Source organism: Streptomonospora sediminis, assembly GCF_054778995.1.
Genome location: NZ_BAAGYZ010000070.1, coordinates 1 through 19,871, shown reverse-complemented (window position 1 = coordinate 19,871; position 19,871 = coordinate 1). Strand labels below are relative to the sequence as shown.

Sequence of the window (19,871 nt, the reverse complement as noted above, 5' to 3'; positions counted from 1 at the left end):
CGCCCCCTTCAACGCACGGTGCGGTGCAGGGGGCGCCGGGCCGGACCGCGAGCCCATCAGTCCGAGAGGTCGGACATGTCCAGCACGAAGCGGTAGCGGACATCGTTGCGCCCGAGGCGCTCCAGGGCCGTGTTCACCTTCCCGGATGGGACCAGCTCGATGTCGGCCCCGACGTTGTGTTCGGCGCAGAATTCGAGCATCGCCGCGGTCGCGGGCCGCCCCCCGCTGCCGGCCGAGCTGAGCTTCTTGCGCCCGATGAGCAGGTCGGTGGTCTCGATGGTCACCGGGCCGAGGTGGCCGAGGTGGCTGAGCGTGCCGTCCACGGCGACCAGCCGCAGGTAGGGGGCGAGGTCGTGCGGTGCGGCAATGGTGTCGATGACGATGTCGAACCGGTCGCGGGCGGCCGCCATCTGCTCTTCGTCGGTCGAGACGATCAGCTCGCGGGCGCCGAGGCGGCGCGCGTCTACGGCCTTGTCCGCCGACCGGCTGATGACCGCGGTCTCGGCGCCGAGCGCGGCGGCGAACTTGACGGCAAGGTGGCCGAGCCCGCCGAGCCCGGCCACCGCCACCCGGGTTCCCGGCCCCGCGCCGAGGGAGCGCAGCGGTTCCCACACGGTGATACCGGCGCACAGCAGCGGGGCCGCGGCCGCCGGGTCGAGGCCGGCGGGCAACGGGTAGGCGAACCCTTCGCGCAGCACGTACTCGCGTGAGTAGGCGCCCAGGGTGGTGGAGCCGTCGTGCCGGTCGGCGCCGCCGTAGGTGAGGGTCGGGAATTCGCGGCAGAAGTTCTCCATGCCCTGCCGGCACATGGTGCACGCACCGCAGGAGTCGACGATGTTGCCGACCGCGACCGGGTCGCCGACCGCGAAGCGGGCCGCCTCGCTGCCGACCTCGGTCACCGTGCCGGTGAACTCGTGGCCCGGCACCATCGGCGCGGCCGCAGAGTCCGCGCCGGCGTGCGCGTGCACCGCGTGCAGGTCCGTGTGGCAGACACCGCAGTAGTCAACCCGCACCGCGATGTCATCGGGCCGCAGATCGCGGCGGTGGAGCGTGCCCCGCTGCAGCTCGGAACCGGTGGGATCGGCCTGCCAGCCAACTGTGGTCCTCATGCGTGCTCCAGTAAACAGACTGTTCGGTCTATTTGAGCGTAGTCGAGCGCTAGCGATCCGACAAACAGAACGGTCTGTCTGTTAACCTCGGAAGCATGTCCGACAAGCCGCTGACCTCGCGCGGCGCCGCCACCAAGCAGCGCATCCTGGAGGTCGCAACCCAGGAGTTCGCCGAGCACGGCATCGCAGGCGCCCGCATCGAACGGATCGTGGCCGCGGCCCGCACCAACAAGGCCCAGCTCTACGGCTACTTCGGCAACAAGGAGGGGCTGTTCGACGCGATCTTCCACGGCTCACTGGAACGGATCATGGACGTCGTGCCCATCGACGCCGCCGACCTCGCCGACTGGGCCGTACGGCTCTACGACGAGTACCTGCGCCGCCCCGACCTCATCCGGCTCGCCACCTGGGCCCGCCTGGAACGGCGCCCGACCGGACACCTCGTCGCCGAGCCCGACCGCCTCGACGGCAGCAAGCTCCGCGCAATCGCCGACGCCCAGGCCGCGGGCACCGTCCGCTCGGGCGACCCGTTCGACCTGATGGCGATGGTCATCGCGATGTCCATGGCCTGGTCGCCGGTCAGCAACGTCTACGCGGCCTGGGACGGGGAACCGCAGGAACTCCATGACCAGCGCCGCGCACTGCTGCGCGAAAGCGTGCAGCGCGTGGTCGCCCCCGGCGCTTAGTCCCGACCGTTCGGCCGGCCCTGGTGCTCGCTGCCGTCGCCGGCAGGTGTGATCTCCTCGCCCGCCGCGGCCGGGCGCCAGGAGCGGGAACGCCCGCGGCGCAGCACGACCGCGCCCATGGCGCACCCGATGACCAGCAGCGCGGAGACCCCGGAAACCGCGATCGTCGTCGGCGGATCCCACGATGCCGACGGGGGAGTCGCGGTGAACCGGTTGCCGCTGACCGCCGCAGGCGTCGGCCGGTCCTCCGGACTGTTGGTCAGCGCCGCAACCGGATCGATCGGACCGCGGCCGACAGCGGCGCTGTCGGCGCCCATGACGGGACCGTAAGCCGTGGCCATCAGCCGCTCGCGCACTTGCGCCGCCGACAGGTCGGGCGCGTGGGAGCGGACAAGGGCGGCCGTCCCTGCGGCGAACGCCGCGGCGGTACCGTCGCCGCTGCTCATGTAATGCCCGCCGTCGGGACCGACACCCACCACCAAGGCCCCGGGCGCTGTCACATCGGTGCGCGCCGTCCCCTCGCCATCGGGCATCGGCACCGGCGAAGCGGCCACCGGGGCGCCGTTCGGGTCGAACGAGCCCACGCTGAGGGCGGACCCGTGCTGGGCGGGATGGCCCGGAACCGGGTCGCCCTGCGAGTTGACCGTGGTGGCCGGGGCCACCACCAGCACGTCGGCTTCGGTGGCCGCGGCCACGGCGTCATCGAGTGCACCGCTGCCCTCGCCGGCGGCGGTGCCCACCAGCACGACATCGGCGCCCGCATCGACCGAGTCGCCGATGGACGAGGCGATCTGGTCCGCCGTGGCGACCCCGGTCTCAGTATCGCCGGTGGCCACCCCGACGACCTCGGCCGCCGGCGCAACCCCGGTGATCCCGCTACCGGGTACCGGCCGCGCGGCCACGATTCCCGCCAGGAAGGTGCCGTATCCGTGGCAGTCGTCACCGCCGCCACCGGTCACGGCGCCGGACAGGGCAGGGCCGTCGGCGGAGACGCCGGGCGCCAGCACCGCCACCGTCGTTCCCGCGCCCTCGTCCAACTCGCGGGCCCGCTCCAGCCCCAGCGAGACCTCGGTCCAGGGGGTGCGCGTGATGGTGGCCGAACTCTGCACGCACTCGGCGTCGGTGCCTGGGAAGACGGAGACCTGCGGCAGGGACGAGGGGTTGGTGGACGGCGAGGGCGATGCCGGAGCGGATGGCGATGCGACCGCCGGAGCGGTGGGCAGGGCCAGGGCGAGGACGGCGGCGGCGCAAGCGGCCCGTGCCACCGGTCGGGGCCGGCCGCGCGCGGGCGCGGCACCGCGCGCCGGCCCGGCGGTACTCCTGGGAGTCATGGTCTCTTTCACGTCTGGGACGTCGGGCGGCGCGGCCGGGGCCGCGCCCGGACAGAGCCGCTTGCCGGTTACAGGACGATTCAGGCGACGGCGGTGGGCGTAGCCCTGAGCGCTATTCCGATTCCTCGAAGTAGCGTACGTAGGCGTTGGACCTGGCCGCCCAATCCTCGAATATGCGCGTACCGGACCATCCGTGCTCTTCGCGAAGACGCGGGATGGCCTCTGCCACGTCCTGGTCGCCGCTGGTCAGCGTTCCGTCGCCGTGGAGGACGAGGAACGTTTTGGTCTGCTCTGTGCGGCGGTCCTGAGCGTAGAGCACGCGGGTCATGGAAGTTCTCCAGGCAGGATGTCGTCGGTACCCTTGGCGTTCGACTTCAGCATGCGCAGCCGTGCCATCATACTGTCGAACCACCTTTCCCGGCCGATCCGGACGAATTCGGGGCGCAGCCTCGTGATTCGGCTCTCCAGTCGCGCTGCGTCGCGCTCGGTGAGCAGGTTGGGGATCCACTGCTTGGCCTCGAAATTGTAAAGGGTGCGCAGAGTCCCGTTCGCGACGATGCGGTCCAAAGATGTGTAGTCGTCAGGAGAACCGCCGGACTCACCGTCCCAGGCCGCACCGTGGTCGATGCCCACGACCGTACCGTCGTCGGTAAGCAGCCAGTTGCCGGAGTGCCGATCGCTGTTGGCGATGAGTGCATCCATGACCCCGAGCCTGATCCCCGAGTTGTTCTTAGTGAGTTGAGGGCGAGGGCCGTCGCGCAGGACGGAACCGGGAGTGCCGTCCATGAGGTGCATGTAAAACTCGTGACGGCCTGTGCGGTAGACGCCGGGAACGGTCGCGCCGACTGCTCGGCCCACTAGCGAGGCCAGATACTCGGCGTCAGCACGTCCAGTGGCTGCGACGTCGGGATCTTCAGCCACTCCATCAATGATTCTGACGACCGTCGATCCCTCGGTGCGTTTGTAGATCGCCTGCATACCGTTGGCGAACCTGATGAGGTCGACGGTTTCGCCGAAGCCTCCGCCGTTGCTGAGCGAAGTCCGTTCGCTGATGCCTGATTCCACACTTCGGACCAGGTCCTCGATTCCATCGAAGGAACCGTGCCAGCTGCCGCCGGGCCCGGCCTCGGGGCTGCCGTCGGATGCGGAGGAGACGGTCCTCGCCGGCACCTCGCCGGGTGTTCGCGGCGGGGTCGGCCGTGGGGCCGGAGGCTGCGGTGTCGGCTCGCCTGTCTTGCCCTCCACGGTTGCGGATGCGATCGTCTTGTTCTGGGCAGCCGGAGCTGGCGGTGCGGCAGCGGCGGGATTGAGCACGCTGCTGAAGAGGTCGGCGTAGCTGCGGCCGGGCTCTTGGGCCTGCAGAGTTTGGGATGGCTGCGACACGGCCGCGCCGGTGGAGGTGGCCGCCGTCGTCACCGGGGCCTGGGCCGATTCCGACAGGGAGCCGCCGGTGCGGACCTGGGCAGCGGGATCACTGCCCTTGTTGCCGGCAGCGGGTGCGGTGGGGTCGGTCGGTGCGGGCGCTGCGGGAGCGCTGGTGCCCGCACGTCGGGAGTTGTGCCCGCTGGGTCCCGCAGCGCTGCTTCCGCTGCTCCGCAGGGAAGTGCGGCCGTTGGCCGGGCCGTTCGAGGGAGGCGGTGCCTGCGGCTCTTGCTGCTTGGCACTCGCTGCGGCAACCGCCTGTGCCTCGGCATCCCACCACGCGCGCAGCGCATCCGTGTAGGCGGTGCTGCGGTCCTGGACCTCTTGGTCCTTCTCGCGGTAGTCCTGGCGCGCCTGTGCGCCGGGAGCGGCGTCCTGCGCAGCCAGCGCAAGGTGCCAGACCTCGCGCCGCGCCCCCAAGTACGCCTTCTCGGCGTCACCGAGCTCCTTTTCCCTTTGGGAGAGCTCGTCAAGGGCGGCCTCGGCCCTCTCCGGGTCGGAGGGATTCAGGATGCCGAGTTGCTCGGCATCGGCTTGCGGCACCCAGGCGATGATGGTCGAGTCGGTTTCGCCGATGCGGGTTGCGCCATCACTCTTGTACTTGGCGGAGATCGCCCAAGTGGTGTCCATCTCGACGAGGTAGAGAGGGCCTTCCGTGATGGAAGTCAGCTCCTCGGGCGGTGTCGGCTGCGTCGTCGAGGAGTCGCCGGTGCCGTTCGACCGGTCCCGGGTTCCTGTCGCGTGTTTCCAGTGACTGCCGCTCGGATGGCCGTCATCATGGCTGGAGCCGGTATTGAAGATGCCGCCGAGGGTGTTGGACCAGCTTGAGTTGTGCTCGCGTGCCGTGGTCTGCGAGATCCCCCCCGTGCGGGAGTCGTTGACGGTCGCGTTGGGGGCGACGTGCAGGATGCGCGCGGTTTCGATGTTGGGCTTGTGCTTGAGCCCCCAATCCGTTTTCCCGACCGCTGGGAAAGCCAACCCCCCCTCCTCATCGGCGCTGAGGAAGTGCGCGGGCATGGCGATGGAGTTGAGCGCCTGCTGGAAGGCGTTGGACCGCGGGTTCAGCCCGAGTTTGTCGGCGAGGAAATCGCGGGCCTGCTTGATGGCGCCGTCCGTGTACTTGCCGCCCTGCACGGCATCTTCCGGCGGGGTCCAGCCGCGGGCGGAAGCGGCGACGACGTGCGCAAGGTCGCGCACGCCCTGCCCCTGGTCTGCGAGGGCGACGGGCAGGATCCGGGAGTCGCCCTGTCCTTTGCCGTCTGGGCCGGTCCACTTCCGCAGAGCCTCAGCGACCGAGGGCTCCGAGTTGGCGACGACCCTCTGGGGACGCGATTCGGGGCGGTCGGACCGCTCGTCAGCGTCGGTGTTCAGATAGGAGGCAGGGTAAAGGCGGTGCTCCTTGCCGGCCGATGCCTTGGCAGAGAACCCTCTTGCGAAGTCCTCCTTCGACACGATCCCGCCTTTGTCACTGATAAAGGTGAGGTCGAGGCTCAGGTCGCTTCCGGTCCCGACACGTGCGTACGGCGTGTTGAGTGCGATCCGGACGTTGCGGGACTTGGGCTCGGTGATGACAGTGGTTTTACTGTCGCCCGAGGTGTAGGTCGTGTCGTGGGGCTGGGTTCCGGACGTCAGCACAGCTTCCGACTTCGGCTCGGAGCGGTTGTCGTCGCTGTCCGGATTGGAGGGGGTACTGGCGTTGTTGTACATGGGGCCGAACCCGCCAAAGCCCGTGCTGGTCTGGCCTCCGGTGGCGGTCACCTTCGCTTTGCTGCCGGTCCAGGTGAAATCCTCGCGGAAAGTCGTGAGGCCGCCCGAGTAGTCAACATCTTGGCCACCGTTTCGGTCGAGCCTGATATGCACCATCGCAGTGGCTGAAGGTCTCGATGTCCACGGCAGGCGGGATGTGATCCATGAGGAATGGATATGGCGCACATTGACCGGGACCGGAACGTTGGAGTTCGGGTTGTTTGCCAGATGCGATGAGAGGGCGCGGCGCAGCTCCCGTTTGCTTTCTCCGGTGAGTTCAAGCTCTTTCGCGGAAAGCTCGGCTTTGAGGTTGGTCAGGACGCGTTCGGCATCGGCGTGTTTCTTGGACGTTCCGGTATCGCCCAATCCGAAGCGGACCCGAAGTGGTTTCGGATTTTGCGGAAGATCGCGGGTCTGCAGTTCGTTGTCATCGTTCAGCCGATCGCGGACCAGATCGCTCGCGAGCCCGTCCCATGCATGCACGTTACCGGTGAACAACTTGTCGAAGCGTACCTGCCAGCCCTTGTACGTGCGCGGTCGGTAGAGCGTGACCGCATTGTCCAGCTGCCGAGCGAACTCGGCGACCTGCCGGATGAGTCCGGAACCTTCGACAAGATAGGACGAGTCGGCCTTATGGGTGAAGCTGCTCTTGCGCTCGTATGACTCGGTTCTCAGATTTCCCTTCGACGACAGCGTCTTGGATCCGGCGTTGGTAATTCCGGAGAAGATGCCCGGCTTATCGGCGTCTCCGCGCGTCGAGTCGGGGTCGGTGTCGTGGGAATTCCAGTTTCCGGTGGGCAGGTGGGAGCTGCCTGCCGATGCCGTCCAGGAGACGGTGGTGCTGTCGTTCAGGCCGGGGCGCGATGTCTCGTCGGTGATGCCGGACGCTTTGTAGGGCGTGAGCTTGACCGCGTCGACCCTCGATTCAGTGCGGATGGAGGGTCGGATGGTGTTGTGGGACCATACGCCGCCTGAAAGCTCAGGGCGAATTTCCGTGCCATTGGCCAGATTTGCCATCAGGTTGGCCTCGGACACGTAATTTTCGGGGCCCTGCCGCATGGCCTCCTGCTGCGCGCTGGCAAGGTCGAACTTGCGCGTGTAACTCTTCCGAAGCCCGAAGTAGCGGTTGTGCTCGAAATGCTTCGAGAACATGCTGCGGGTGTGGTCGAGCAGGCTGTACTCGCCGGGGCGGTTCGCTCCCGTGTTGACGCCGTTGAGGGACAGCCCCATCAGGTTGCGCACCAGGCCGCCACCGTCGAAGCTATTGAAGAAGTTCTCTGCCTCAGCGTCGTCCAGCCGCCGGGCCTCCCCTTCGGGCTGGTTCCCCTTGGGTCTGAGCTCAATGGGCCGCGCGTTCGCGGGAGATTCCGGCACCTGCGGGGTGGCCAGTTCCATTCGCCCGGTGATCTTGGGGCCGATCTGCTCGCCGCGCTCGCGAACCGGTGTGTCGCCGTAGTACCGCTCGTTGTCATCGAGTCGCATGGTGAACGTGACATCGCTCAACCACAGGTCGGATTTCCCGTCGAACATCAGCGTCGAACTGGCCGATTCCTGGAGCCCTTGGCCCTGGGCGGCTTCGGAGGACCGGCTGATGCCCGGATTCACGAAGTGGACGAGGCCGTATCCGTTCAGGGCGCCCGAGGCATCAGGCTTGTCGCCCGCATAAACTCCCAGGATCTTGTAGAAGAGCCCGACGAGCTTCCCGCTTCCGGTGGTGTGGTTGTTGGGAGAGACGCCGCTGGTCACCACACCGGTGCTGCGCTCGGACTCGCCGGCGTGCTGGAGCCTGCCGAACTCCGCCGACAGCCGGATCGTCACCACATTCGGTCGGAGCAGTTTCCAGTCGAGAGAGCCCGCGTGGGACGCCCGTCGACCCCAGGTATTGGTCTCCAGCAGTTGGATCGGAATACCGTCGCGGTGGAGCTTTTCGATGTTGCCCTTGAGACTGGCCTTGCTCACCGCCTGGCGGATACGGATCGTGTTCTGGATGGCCGCCGAGTCGAACTCGCGCTTGAACGGACGGTGTTGGCGCCACGTCCACTCTCCATTGGGCCGTTTGGCGAAGTTGCCCTTCACCCTGTCGAGGTCGGGTACGACCAGGCCGGGGAACCGGTTGGCGACCGATTTGATCATTTCTTCGGCAAGCCATTCGGTGTAAGGCTTGCCTGGAGTATCCGGTTGGGACACGGGCTGCTCTGGCGTCGTGTCGTCGCTGCTGGTGGCCGTGGACTCCGCACTCGAATCGCCTTGCGGTTCGGACACCGGGCTGTTGTTGCTATAGGTGATCGAGCGCGGCTTGGCCAACCAGAAGTCGGCCGGGCGGTCGCCGCGCAGGCCTTCGAACGGGGGGAGCCGGTCCGGGTCGGGAGTCTGCCGCGACCCCGGATGGCCGGTCGGGGACGGGTCTCCGGTCGCGAGGAGCCGGGCGTCCTCGTCGGCCAGCACTTCATACGTTATTCCGGTGAACGTCTGGGTCTGACCGCCCTGCAGTCGCACCTCGTAGGTGCGCTCTACCCGGTACATGGAGGAGTCCGGAGAACCCCAGAACATCCGTGATTCGGATCCGCTTTCTCCTGCGGTATCCCCGTACTTGCTGGGGGAGTGCTGGAACATGCCTTCCAGCATGGCGGGGATGAAGCGGCCTTGGCGGTCGGGTGTTGTAAATTGATAGCCGAGGCCGGTTACGAAACCCCAGGAAGAACTCTTCGATTTCGATATCGAAATCCCGGAAGACGAGGATGTGGTCAGGCTGGTGTCGAAGAACTTGGGCGGATTCGGCATCCTCGTGTAAGTTGTGGGTGTCGACTTTATGCTCAGAGTCTGGCTGTTGCCTTCGGAGTCCACGAGATTTTCAACATCATGGGATCCGTAGGTCATCTTGCTGAGATTCTCGCCCACAATGGTTTTGTCGGCGAGCCCTACGTAAGTGGGCAGGTTTACGGCCTTGTAGCGATCCTCGCCGAAGCCGAGTTTGGTGCGAAGCCATGTGAATGGGTGGAACCCGCTCTTTGGCTTATCGAAACCGAGTTCGGAGTGAACCCACTCATGGAGGGGCGTGTCCTCATCGGTGCTCTTGATGTCTCCGGACCAGGCGAACTGGCTTTGATCCGCCACCCGAGTTCTGGCAGCTGATATATTTTCGTTCCCGGTTGATTGCAGATCGAATGACGCGGGCGAATCCTTATGTTGTCCGACCGGGCCATCCGGAATTACCAGGGATACGTCTATAGAACTGTTTGTTTCATATTCTTCAGCGCGGGGTGGCTTGACTCGTATAGTGGAAGACAGGTTTCCTTCGTATGTCTCCGCCGGGCCGTTCAGCTCGATGGTCGCCGATTCGGTTGCGGAATTATTTGCGCCGTATGAGTTCGCGCGGGCGCGAAACGTGAAAGAGAACTTGAGTACGGCACGTATTCCGTCCAGCCACGACGGATCGAGTGCTCCGATTTCCAGTGACGGGCCGATATAGAAGGGTGTGGCGAGAACTCCGATTCCGAATGACTTGCCTCCGCCACGGCTTCCGGTATAAGAGTTGCTCTGGCTTGGTGCGCCCACCGATTGGGTGAAACGCTGCGCGGACGGCCGATGCCTGCGCGCATCCACATTGTGTCTGTAAACGGTATCCGGGTCGAAGTTGAACGTAACCTCCCATGCTTCGTCGTTGGAGCTGCCGTCGTTTTCTGTGCTATTCCCGTTTTCGGTGCCGCCACCGGTGCCGGCGCCATTGCTGCGAACGGTGAATCCGTTGGGTTGGAAAATTTGCCAGGATTGGGATCTGGCCTGATCCACGGCGTTTGTTTTGATGTTCTCGCGAACATTTTCGGGAATATTGTGGAGTTCGCTATCGATGAGGGACCTTAGCTGTCCCTCGTCAATCGGGGCGGTGCGGTACCAGCCGGACCGCAGCAGGTAACCGAGTTGAGCTTCCCTGGGGAGAGCGTCCTTCTCCATGTCAGAGGCCTTTCTCTCAGCCTCTGCCGCTTCTCTCTCCGCCTGGTTCACGTCATCCCTTGCGGGGATATTAGACGCGTCGCGATCAGCGTCCCGCGCGGCTCGGTCGTGGCGTGCGGCAGCATCCCGGGCAGATTGGATGCCGTCTTGGATCCGTCCGATCTCCCGGCCGATGTCGGCGGCAGATTTCCGATGGCCGGCCGCCGCTTTCATCTCCTTGGCCCTGGTCTCCTTGGCCCGGCTGGAGCGTTCGCCCACCGCGTCGCGTTCCGCGGATTGGCGGTTGGCCCTGGCAATGGCCGCGCCGGCTTCGGTCTGGGCATTGTTGGCCGCGGTGTTTTCTGCGGCGGCCACCCCGCGAAGTCGTTGGGACTCGGCGCGGGACTCGCGGGCTTGGCCGCGCAGCTCGTGCACTCGGGTCTCAAGCCGGCTGATCTGCTGGTCGGAATCGCTGCGGGAGTCCGAGCCTCGCGGTATCGAGTCGGCGTCCCGGAGTTCCTGGGACTCTTCCAGGATCAGGTCGGCTCGTTCGGTTTCGTGCTGCAGCGCTTGTCGTTCGGACTCGGCTGCGCTCTCATCGTGCAGCGTGGCGTCGGCTTCGGCGCGTTCGGCGTTCCTGGTGTGCTCGTCGGCCTTGCTTTGCAGCCGGTTGCCGACGTGTCGGCTGAAGGCGGCCGCCACGTGCCGTTTGGACCATTCGGTCTCGGCGTTATCGATGATCCTTGTCTGGGCGTCGGCTCTGGCGTCGGCGGCTTCGGCATGTTTCTGCTGATCTGCAGCCGCTTCCGTGCGGTTCTCCAGATCGGTTGCAAGGCGGGCGGCTTCGTTCCGGGAGGCTTGCGCGGAGTTCCGCGATGCTGCGGCTTGCGCACGCAGGCCCGTCGCGCCTGTGCTGTACAGGCGGGCCAACCTGTCGGCTGTGGACCGGAGCGCCGTGGCGTGCTCACGGGAAGTCTCGGCCTCATCCTCGGTAGGCCGGTAGCCGGAGTTTTCGTAGTTCCCGGAGCCGGGATTCCGCTTCTTGGCTTTGCCCCCGCTGTTATTCCTCCTCCGGTTCTGGTCCTGGGGAGGGGCCAGCGCCTGCGGGTCTGCTTGCGATGAGGTGGAGGTGTTGGCCGCAACCTGCTGTTCGCCGGCAGGGGGCGGGGTGACGGTGATTTCCGGAACGGGTGGGGTGGCGGAGGAACCCGGTTGCCTTCTTGCGAAGGGGAGCCTCTCGCGGAAGAAAGCCGCCACGGTCGACCGTCGGCTCGGGCGCTGGCGTGGTGACGTAGTGGCGGGCGCCTGGCGCTCTTGGGGAGAACCGGTCGAGGACTGCTCCTGGGCCCGGGCGGACGACGGTGCGGGCCGGTTGCGGAGCTCGGTGAGAGGGATGGAGCCTGCGGGCTGGCCGGTGGACTCGCTGGAGGTAACGGATTCGGGCGTGGGGATCGGATCGGGCACGCCGCCGTTACCGCGGCCGCTCCGGCCCGGGGCCGTGTTTCCGGTACTGCTACCGCGGTTGGCGCCGTTGGTGTTAGCGGGTTGCGGGTTGCTGCTGCTCAGGTTGCCGGTACTGCCGGTACCGCCGGTACTGCCGGTCGCGCGGTTGTCGGTCGGGCCGCCGTTGCCATTGGTGCCGGTGCTGTTGCCGTTGTTTGTGGTGTTGGGTGTTCCACCGCCGGTGGTTCCGTTGCTGGTGGATTGTGCGGCGCCGGCGGTGTTGACGGTTACGTCGCTGGTGAAGTCTGCGGGCGCGGGGGCAGGGGCGTCGGTGGGAACGTCGGTGCTGCGTTGGGCGGATTGGTCGAGGCCATCGGGTTCGAGGCGGTTGTCGGCGTCTTCGCCGGTGTCGGGTGGCCCGTCGTGGGGGGTGCGGGTGTGGTGGGCGGGGTCCGGGCCGCGGGCGGCGCCGCCGCCGACGGGGATGGCAATTCCGGTGGTGCCGCTGTTGCCGGGGTTGGGTTTCTCGATGATGACGGGTTGGTCGGCGGGGGGTGGGCTGTAGGCGGGTGGGGGCGGGTTGAGCGCGTCGGTGAAGTTGTGTTGGTCGAGGAATTTTTGGAGTTGTTGGCGGTGGATGTCGGCGGTGGTGCCACGGTCGGGTTCGGCTGCGTCTGTGACGTTGAGGTGGAAGGTGGCCGGTTTTTCGGTGCGGTCGAGGGTGCCGCTGGTATCGGATACGGGGTTGTCGGCGCTGTAGGCAGGCGGGGCGTCAACGGGTGCGTCGCCGTCCTGGACGGAGTCGGCGGCCAGGTTTTCGGGGGTATAGGCGCTGTCGGTCGTGTCGGTGTCGCGAGGTTTGGTGTCGGTTGGGCGCGGGTTGGTTGTTTCGGGCCGGTTCGGGCTGCGCTCGGCATCGCCCGGGTCGTTGGAGGCCGGTCGGTCGGCGCTGTCGCCGGTGGTGGCGTCGTTGCCGTCTGCCCGATCGTCTCGGTTGTGGATGTCCTGGTCGGAGGGTGTGATGTTGGCGGGGCCGGCCTGGTAGTAGGTGCTCGGCCCGGGCTGGCTGTAGTAGTAGTCGTAGTCTTGGCCGACGTATCGGCCGCTGTAGGGCCCGAAGCCGTATGTGCCGCTCCCGCCCGGCTGCTGGGACTGGTCGTAATAGCCCCCGGAGGATCCGCCGTAGCCGGATCCCCCGTCGTCGGGCCAACCGCCGCTGGGCCCGCCACTGGTGGCAGGGCCGGTGTTTGCGGCGTTGCCTCCGAAGAGGGCCTGCGCTTCGCGGTAGCTGGCCCTGATTTCGCGGGCGATGGTCTGAGCGGTGCTTTGGAGCCCGCGGGGTGCCTCGCGTGATTCGCCCATCATCCGCAGTTCGACCACGAGCGCGGGCGGAACGAGCTGGGGAACTCCGCCGATGGCGTTGTCATCCATGTCCATCGTCTTGCGGATGGTCATTGATTCGTATTGGCTCACGGGCCGCGTGGGATTGGCCGAGAACGCCCCGTTTAGGTAGTCCCCCAGCGTTTTCCCCGGCGCACTGCGCTTCTCTAGCAGTCCCACGCCGGGTCGGGACGCGCCCTCGTCCATCCGACTGCGGAATTTCTTCGCGAACCGGGTGGACAGGTCGCGCGATGATTGGTGGAGGTATGCCTGGACCTGCGGGCTGAGGGATTGGCGGGCGTCCCACATCTCGACCCGCGAGTTGAGAGCTGCCAACTCTTTCGCCCAGCCGACTTCGGCGTAGCGTCGTTCGGCAATGGCTGCGAACTGGCTGTAGGTGAGGGCGAGGAACCCTTCGAGTTCTTTGCGCTCGTACCTTGAGAAGCCGTACGCGTCGCGGGCCTCGCCGCTGATGCGGTGCGCCAGGCTCATCGCGTCGCGCAGGTGCGACCTTGCCGCGCTTTTGTTTCCGCCGGTGCGCATCGAGTCGCTCACGTACGCCATGAACCGGGGCATGCCCGCCAGCGGGATTCCCGCCGAGTAGTGCGCGTAGATCTGGTCGTGGTGGTGGTCGCCGTACTTGCGCAGCGGGAACTCGCCCGCTTCGGGATCGACGCTGAAACGGTCGTCGGCGAAGATCTGTTCCAACCTGGAGCGGTTCCGGGCCGAGGCGAGCCTTCGTACCGCGTCCCGGACCGCTTGGTGCACCTGGTCGGCCGACGGTTTGCCGACATCGCCTTCCACGACCGCGAACGGTTTGCTGACGATCTCCAGTTTCGAGCCTCGGTGGCTGACGTCCAGCACGATCGAGAACTCGGGAGCGTCCACGAGCGTGCCGAAGTCGTCCACGGTGGTTCCGGGCGGCAGCGAGAGGCCGATGTTGGGCAGTTCGGCTTCGAGCCCCTCTGCGCCGCCGCGCAGGCCGGGGATTTCGCCGGCCACGTTCAGGTAGGCGATTTCGTGGGCGAGCTTGGTGGTGTTGGGTACCGGTCGGCCGAGTTCCAGCCAGTTGCGGTAGGCCGCTTGGATCTCTTCTTCGGGGATGGTGCCGCGGCCGGAGAGGGCACTGAGTTCGGAGCGGACGAAGGGGATTTGGAGCGGGGTGAGTTTGGTGGGTCGTTCGTTCCGGTGGTGGGTTTCCGTGTGATCGGGGTGGGTGTTGTTGGCCCAGGGGTCGTTGGGGTCGGTGCTGCGGGGCGGTTGGGGTGCGGTGGTGGGAGCGTCGTCGTGAAGGCCACCGAAGTCATCGGCGGGTTTGTCGCTGATGTCGGTGGTTGTTCCAGTGTCTGTGGTGTCGGTGTTGCGGGGTTTGGTGTCGGTTGGGGGCGGGTCGGCTGTGTGGGACCGGTTGGGGGCGCGGTCTGTATCGCCCGGGTTGTTGGTGGCCGGGTTGTCGGTGTTGTCGCGGGTGGTGGGGTTGTTGCTGTCGGTGTGGTTGCGGGGTCCGGGGTCGGTGTCGTCGTGGTCGTGTTCGTCGGGGGAGGGGCTGTTTCGGGTACGGGGGTCGTTTTGGGGCGTGGTTGCGGGTGTGGGGACGAGTTCGGCGTAGCGGTGGAGGGTGCCTTGGTGGTGGATTTCTTCGAGGGTGTGTTCGGTGCGTCCGTGTCGTTGGATGAGGATGTCGCGGGGGTTGGAGCCGGGGTCGATGGCCGGCATCCAGATGGCGGGGGTGCCGGCGGGTACCCGCAGGTGGACGATGGCGGGGGCGTCGTTGCGAGTGTCGTTGGGCCGGCCGAGTTGGGCGGGCAGGAAGGCGTTGTTGACGGCGGTGTTCGCGGTGCGGTTGCGTTCGGCTTCGGTGGTGTCGGGGTGGGGGGTGTAGGTGACGACGGTGTCGTGGGGGATGGGTTGGTCGCTCAGGGCGGCGTCGATGTTGGCGATGTGGTGGTCGGTTCGGGGGGCGGCGGGCCCGTGGACCGATTCGGCGGACCAGCGCAGAGAGTCCCATTGGGGGTGGGGGAGGCGCCGGGCGTGGGTGTTCCAGGTGTCGGCGCCGTAGTCGGCTGCGGCGGCGTCGGTGGAGAAGGTGCGGGCGCCGGTGAAGTGGCGGGTTTCGGCGTGGTGCATCCGTTCGCGGGCGTCGTCCTGCGAACCGGTGGTTGTGGGGCTGGGCGATGTGTCGTCGGTTTGTTCGGTGTCGTTGAGGTTGGCGCGGACTTCGGCGAGTTCGGTGGGGGTGAGTCCGCGGAGGGAGTCGCGGAGGTCTTCGGGGAAGTCGCTCAGCGACGGTGACCGTTCGCGGGCGTCGTCTTGCGAACCGGTGGTTGTGGGGCTGGGTGGTGTGTCGTCGGTTTCGGCGGGAGGGGCGTTGTCTGCGGCGGGTGCCGGGTCGCCGGAGGGGGTGTGCTGCTTGTCCCGGAGTCGCGGATCGCCGGGTTCACCGGGGTTGGGATCCGGTGGCGGGTTTTCGGCGGCGTCGGCGGCGGGGCTTTGGCCGCGCAGGTATACGGGTGTGTCGAGCCGGGTGTAGGGGGGCAGTACGTCGTCCCGGGCGTAGCTGCCGTCAAGTACGAGTGCGGCGTCCAGGTCGGAGGTGCCGTCTACCGGAGGCAGGTTTTCCGCGGGGGTGTGCGGCGAGCGGGCGGGTTGCCGGGCGGTGTCGTCGGCCTTGGCGGGCGGGAGCGAGTTGTTCTGTGCGGGTGCGGGTCCGTGGTCCGAGCTGTCCTGGTCGTCGGAGCTGTCGGAGCTGTCGGAGCTGTCGGAGAGGCTGGAGAGTTCGGGGTCGGCGGGGTACCCGGTGGTGCGTGAGGTGAAGAGTGGCTCGTCGCTCTTTTCGGGCAGCGGTCCGGGGTCGCGGTTGGTGTCGGCGCCGACAGGGTCCTGGTGCGGGCGCACGGTGTCGCCGGCGGGTGGTGCTTGGTCTGCCGCACTGTCGACCGGTTCGGTGATGGGTTGTCCGGGCGCGGGATCGGATTCTTCGGGAACGGACTCCGCAAATTCGGCGCGAAGTTCCGCCAGGTCGGATTCGGAGAGCTCGTTCAGTGATTCCCGGATTTCGTCCGGCAAGGCCTGCAACCACGCGTCCTCCTGGGGGAGGTGGTCCTGCGGGTTGGCGGGAGCGCTGCGGTCAACCGGATCGGTGGCGGGAGCGTTGTTTTCGGCGGGTTGCGGTTCCTCGGCCGGGGTGTCGTATTTGAGGGGTGGCTGGCGGTCGGTGTTGTCCGGACGGGAATCGGGACCATCCGGGCCGTCCTGGTCGTCGGAGCTGTCGGAGCTGTCGGAGAGGCTGGAGAGTTCGGGGTCGGCGGGGTATCCGGTGGTGCGTGAGGTGAAGAGTGGCTCGTCGCTCTTTTCGGGCAGCGGTCCGGGGTCGCGGTTGGTGTCGGCGCCGACAGGGTCCTGGTGCGGGCGCACCGCATCGCCGAAAACGTCGCTTGCCGGGCCGGCATACGGGGTGTAGGGGGGCGGTGCATCGGAGGGCCGTTGAACAGTGTCCTCGGCCGGTTCTGCACCGCTGAACGGGGCGTCCTGCTGTTCGGGTTGGCTGGTGTAGGGAGGTGGAGCTTCGCTGGGTTGGAGGGGTTGGAGGGGTTGGTTGTGGTCGGTGGTGGCGAGGCCGGTTTCGTGGGCGTTGAAGGCGATTTGGGCGTCTTCGTCGTCGGGGCCGAGGACGGTGCCGGTTTGGTCGATGGGGCCGGTGGTTTGGGGCGCGGGGCGCGTGGTCGTGGAGACGGCAGGTTCCTGCTGCTCGTGGTCGCCGTAGTCGTCGTAGTTGTTGGGTGGGTTGGTGTAGTGGATGCGGTCGGCGAGGTTGACGTGGAATTGGGTGGGTGGGATGAGGTCGTTGAGTGTGGGGCGGTGGTCGTCGAGTTCGGCGAGGATTTGGTCGAGGACGCTGGGTTGCTGCTGGTGTTTGCCGCCCTTGGGGTCGATGAGGGCGCTGAGGTCGGGTGTGGTCGGGGGGTTTCCGGCCCAGGGGTCGTTGGGGTCGGTGTCGCGGGGCCGTTCGGGCGCGGTGGTGGGGACGTCGTCGTAGAGGCCGCCGAATTCGTCGGTCGTGTTATCGGTGTCCTGGGCGGAAGGCTCGGTTGTGTTGGTCGTGGCGCGGTCTGAAGCCGTAGGTACGTCCTGCGGATGCTGCGGGTCCGGCAGGTCCTGTAGGTCTTGGGGGCTTTGTTCGGGTTCGTTGGTGCGGGTGTAGTAGCCCTGGCCGGAGCGGTGGCTGTGTCGGTCGGAGTGGCGGTGGCGGTCGTGTCGGTGGGAGCGGCTGTGCCGGTCGGAGCGGTGCGAGCGGTCGTGCCGGTGGGAGCGGTGGCGGTCGTTGTCGGTGCTGCGGCTGGAGTTGGCGGTGTTTTCGTGGGTGGTGGGTAGGGATGCGGGGTCGATTTCGACCATCATGTGCCATTGGCCGTTGTGTTGGACGGCGTCGACGGGTGTCCAGGTGATGTTGCGGGCGAGGACGAATTCGCGTTCTTGGACTCCGTAGGTGGAGAGGCGTTCCATCCAGATGGCGGGTGTTCCCGGGGGGACGCGGATGTAGAGGATGGCGTCGTTGTTGTCGAAGGAGGGGGCGGGGCTGCCCAGGGCGGTCGATACGAATCCTGTTTCGGTGAAGGGGATTCGGCGTTCGACCATTTCCTGGGGGGAGGCGGGTAGGTGGTTGATTCCCGTGCCGCGGGTGGCGACGAGGTATTCGGTGACGGGGTTTCCGGCGAGGGCTTGATCCATGCGCCGGACGTCGGTGCGGGTTTGGGTGTCGAGGGGGGTGCCGTCTCGGAGTGCGGTATTGATGCGGCGGTAGGAGCCCGGCGCGGTGAACTGGGTGACGGTGTTGGCTACGTCTGGGGGGAGGGTTTGGACGTAGGGGTCCCAGTGATCGCGGCCGTATTGGATGGCGTCGTTGTCGTTGGTGAACATGCGGGCGAGGGGTGTGGTGGTGCCGATTCCCCAGAGTCCGAGTTCGAGGAGTCCGCCGGCGATGTTGTTGTGGGGGTTTGCGGGGTCCGGGCCGGAGAGGAAGGGGTTGTGGGTGGGGATTCCCGAGGTGCGGGTGGTGTGTGCGGGGTACTGCGTTGGCGGATTGTGGGCGGGGGTGGTGTTTTCGTCGTCGGAGTAGTCCGCGTAGGGGTCGTCGTAGTCGTCGGTGTAGTCGTCGTAGGGGGCGGGGTTGTTGTCGTAGACGTCGTCGAGGTTCCAGTCGCCGTCGGCGGGGGTGCGACTGGAGCTGGCAGTGGGGTTGTGGGCGGAGCTGAGGTAGCCGGGGTAGGGCTGGGCGGTGTAGCCGGGGTTGGCGGTGTAGGTGGGGTTGGTGTGGGGGGTGGGGGTTGTGGGGGGTGAGAAGTCGAAGAGGTCGTCGCCGCCGTCGGCGGTGTCGGTGGTGGGGTATTGGCTGTACTGGGTTTCGGTGTATTGGCTGTATCGGACGTTGCGGAGGTATTGGCCGGTGTCGTCGTAGTCGTCGTAGTCGTCGTAGTTGTTGGGTGGGTTGGTGTAGTGGATGCGGTCGGCGAGGTTGACGTGGAATTGGGTGGGTGGGACGAGGTCGTTGAGTGTGGGGCGGTGGTCGTCGAGTTCGGCGAGGATTTGGTCGAGGACGCTGGGTTGCTGCTGGTGTTTGCCGCCTTTGGGGTCGATGAGGGCGCTGAGGTCGGGTGTGGTCGGGGGGTTGCCGGCCCAGGGGTCGTTGGGGTCGGTGGTGCGGGGCCGTTCGGGCGCGGTGGTGGGGACGTCGTCGTAGAGGCCGCCGAATTCGTCGGTCGTGTTATCGGTGTCCTGGGCGGAGGACTCGGTTGTGTTGGTAGTGGCGTGATCGGAAGCCGCGGGCGCGTCCTGCGGATACTGCGGGTCCGGCAGGTCCTGTAGGTCTTGGGGGTCTTGGGGGTTTTGTTCGGTTTCGTTGGCGCGGGTGTAGTAGCCCTGGCCGGAGCGGTGGCTGTGTCGGTCGGAGTGGCGGTGGCGGTCGTGTCGGTCGGAGCGGTGGGAGCGGTCGTGTCGGTCGTCGCGGTGGGAGCGGTGGCGGTCGTTGTCGGTGGTGCGGTGGGACCGGCTGGTGGCGTGCCGCTGGGCGGGTTGGTGTTGGGTGGCGGGCGGGGTGATTTCGGCGTAGAGGTGCCAGGTGCCCATGTAGTACACGGCGTCGTGGACGCGGTAGTTGAATCCCCGGCCCAGGAGGAGTTCGCGTTCGTGTACTGCTGAGGAGGTGTTGTTCACCCAGACGGCGGGGGTTCCGGCCGGTACCCGCAGGTGCAGTACACCGCCTCCGTCGTCGTAGGAGCCGGCCACGGGGCCGACGGAGGTGGACATGTAGGCGGCGTTCCAGAAGCCTTGGGTTGCCTGGCTCATCTGGGAGGGGTGGACGCCCATGTGGTGCAGGCCAGTGCCGCGGGTGACCACCACGTCTTCGGAGATCGGGCGCATGGCCTGGTCGATATCGGCGATCTGATCGAGTGTGTCCTGGTCTCCTTGGCCGCCTCTGCGGAGTAGGGCATTGATGCGCCGGAAATCAAAGGCCGAGTATCTGCTGAGGGATTCCCGTATCCGGTTTGGGAGTGCTTGGGTGATCCGGCTCCATTGGCTGTTTCCGTATTGTTCGGCCGCATCGTCGTCGGAGAAGTTGCGGGCGCCTCTGAAGAGGGTTTCTTCGTTTCGGCGCATCCGTTCGGCGGCGGCTTGGTCTTCGGGGCTGAGATCGACGTCGTCGGTGTCGTCGTCGAGGCCGTAGCCGGGTGGGTTGGAGGTGGAGAGATCGGTGTTTTGGGCGGTGGGGTTGTTGTGGCCGGTGTCGTATGTGGTGAGGGAGTCGGGGTTGTTGTCGCCGTAGAAGC

At 66.8% G+C, this 19,871-nt stretch carries 6 protein-coding genes; 2 read left to right on the top strand and 4 right to left on the bottom strand.

Annotation, left to right across the window (positions count from 1 at the left end; all coding sequences use genetic code 11):
- Positions 1-56: 56 nt before the first annotated feature.
- A complete protein-coding gene (locus ACYVD5_RS14305; RefSeq protein WP_461001519.1) occupies positions 57-1,109 on the bottom strand; it encodes an NAD(P)-dependent alcohol dehydrogenase in 1,053 nt (350 codons plus the stop codon).
- A gap of 95 nt (positions 1,110-1,204) precedes the next feature.
- Between ACYVD5_RS14305 and ACYVD5_RS14300 the strand changes: the two genes are divergently transcribed.
- A complete protein-coding gene (locus tag ACYVD5_RS14300) occupies positions 1,205-1,795 on the top strand; it encodes a TetR family transcriptional regulator (protein ID WP_461001518.1) in 591 nt (196 codons plus the stop codon).
- On the opposite strand, the gene ACYVD5_RS14295 is transcribed toward ACYVD5_RS14300, so the two are convergent.
- The 3 genes from ACYVD5_RS14295 to ACYVD5_RS14285 all read right to left on the bottom strand — a co-directional run bounded on the left by ACYVD5_RS14295 (position 1,792) and on the right by ACYVD5_RS14285 (position 19,701).
- Positions 1,792-3,060: a S8 family serine peptidase gene (locus ACYVD5_RS14295; RefSeq protein WP_461001517.1), complete on the bottom strand. Its 1,269-nt coding sequence runs from the start codon at positions 3,058-3,060 to the stop codon at positions 1,792-1,794. The two genes, ACYVD5_RS14300 and ACYVD5_RS14295, sit on opposite strands and share 4 nt — an antisense overlap.
- Before the next feature lie 178 nt (positions 3,061-3,238).
- Positions 3,239-3,454: a hypothetical protein gene (locus ACYVD5_RS14290; RefSeq protein WP_461001516.1), complete on the bottom strand. Its 216-nt coding sequence runs from the start codon at positions 3,452-3,454 to the stop codon at positions 3,239-3,241.
- Positions 3,451-19,701, bottom strand: coding sequence for an ADP-ribosyltransferase (locus ACYVD5_RS14285; protein ID WP_461001515.1), 16,251 nt, complete (start codon positions 19,699-19,701; stop codon positions 3,451-3,453). Before ACYVD5_RS14285 ends, ACYVD5_RS14290 begins: the two co-directional genes overlap by 4 nt.
- On the opposite strand from ACYVD5_RS14285, the gene ACYVD5_RS14280 reads away from it, so the two are divergent.
- Positions 19,618-19,871, top strand: a 254-nt coding sequence (locus tag ACYVD5_RS14280; RefSeq protein WP_461001526.1) for a hypothetical protein, incomplete at its 3' end; no start/stop codon positions are given. The genes ACYVD5_RS14285 and ACYVD5_RS14280 overlap by 84 nt on opposite strands.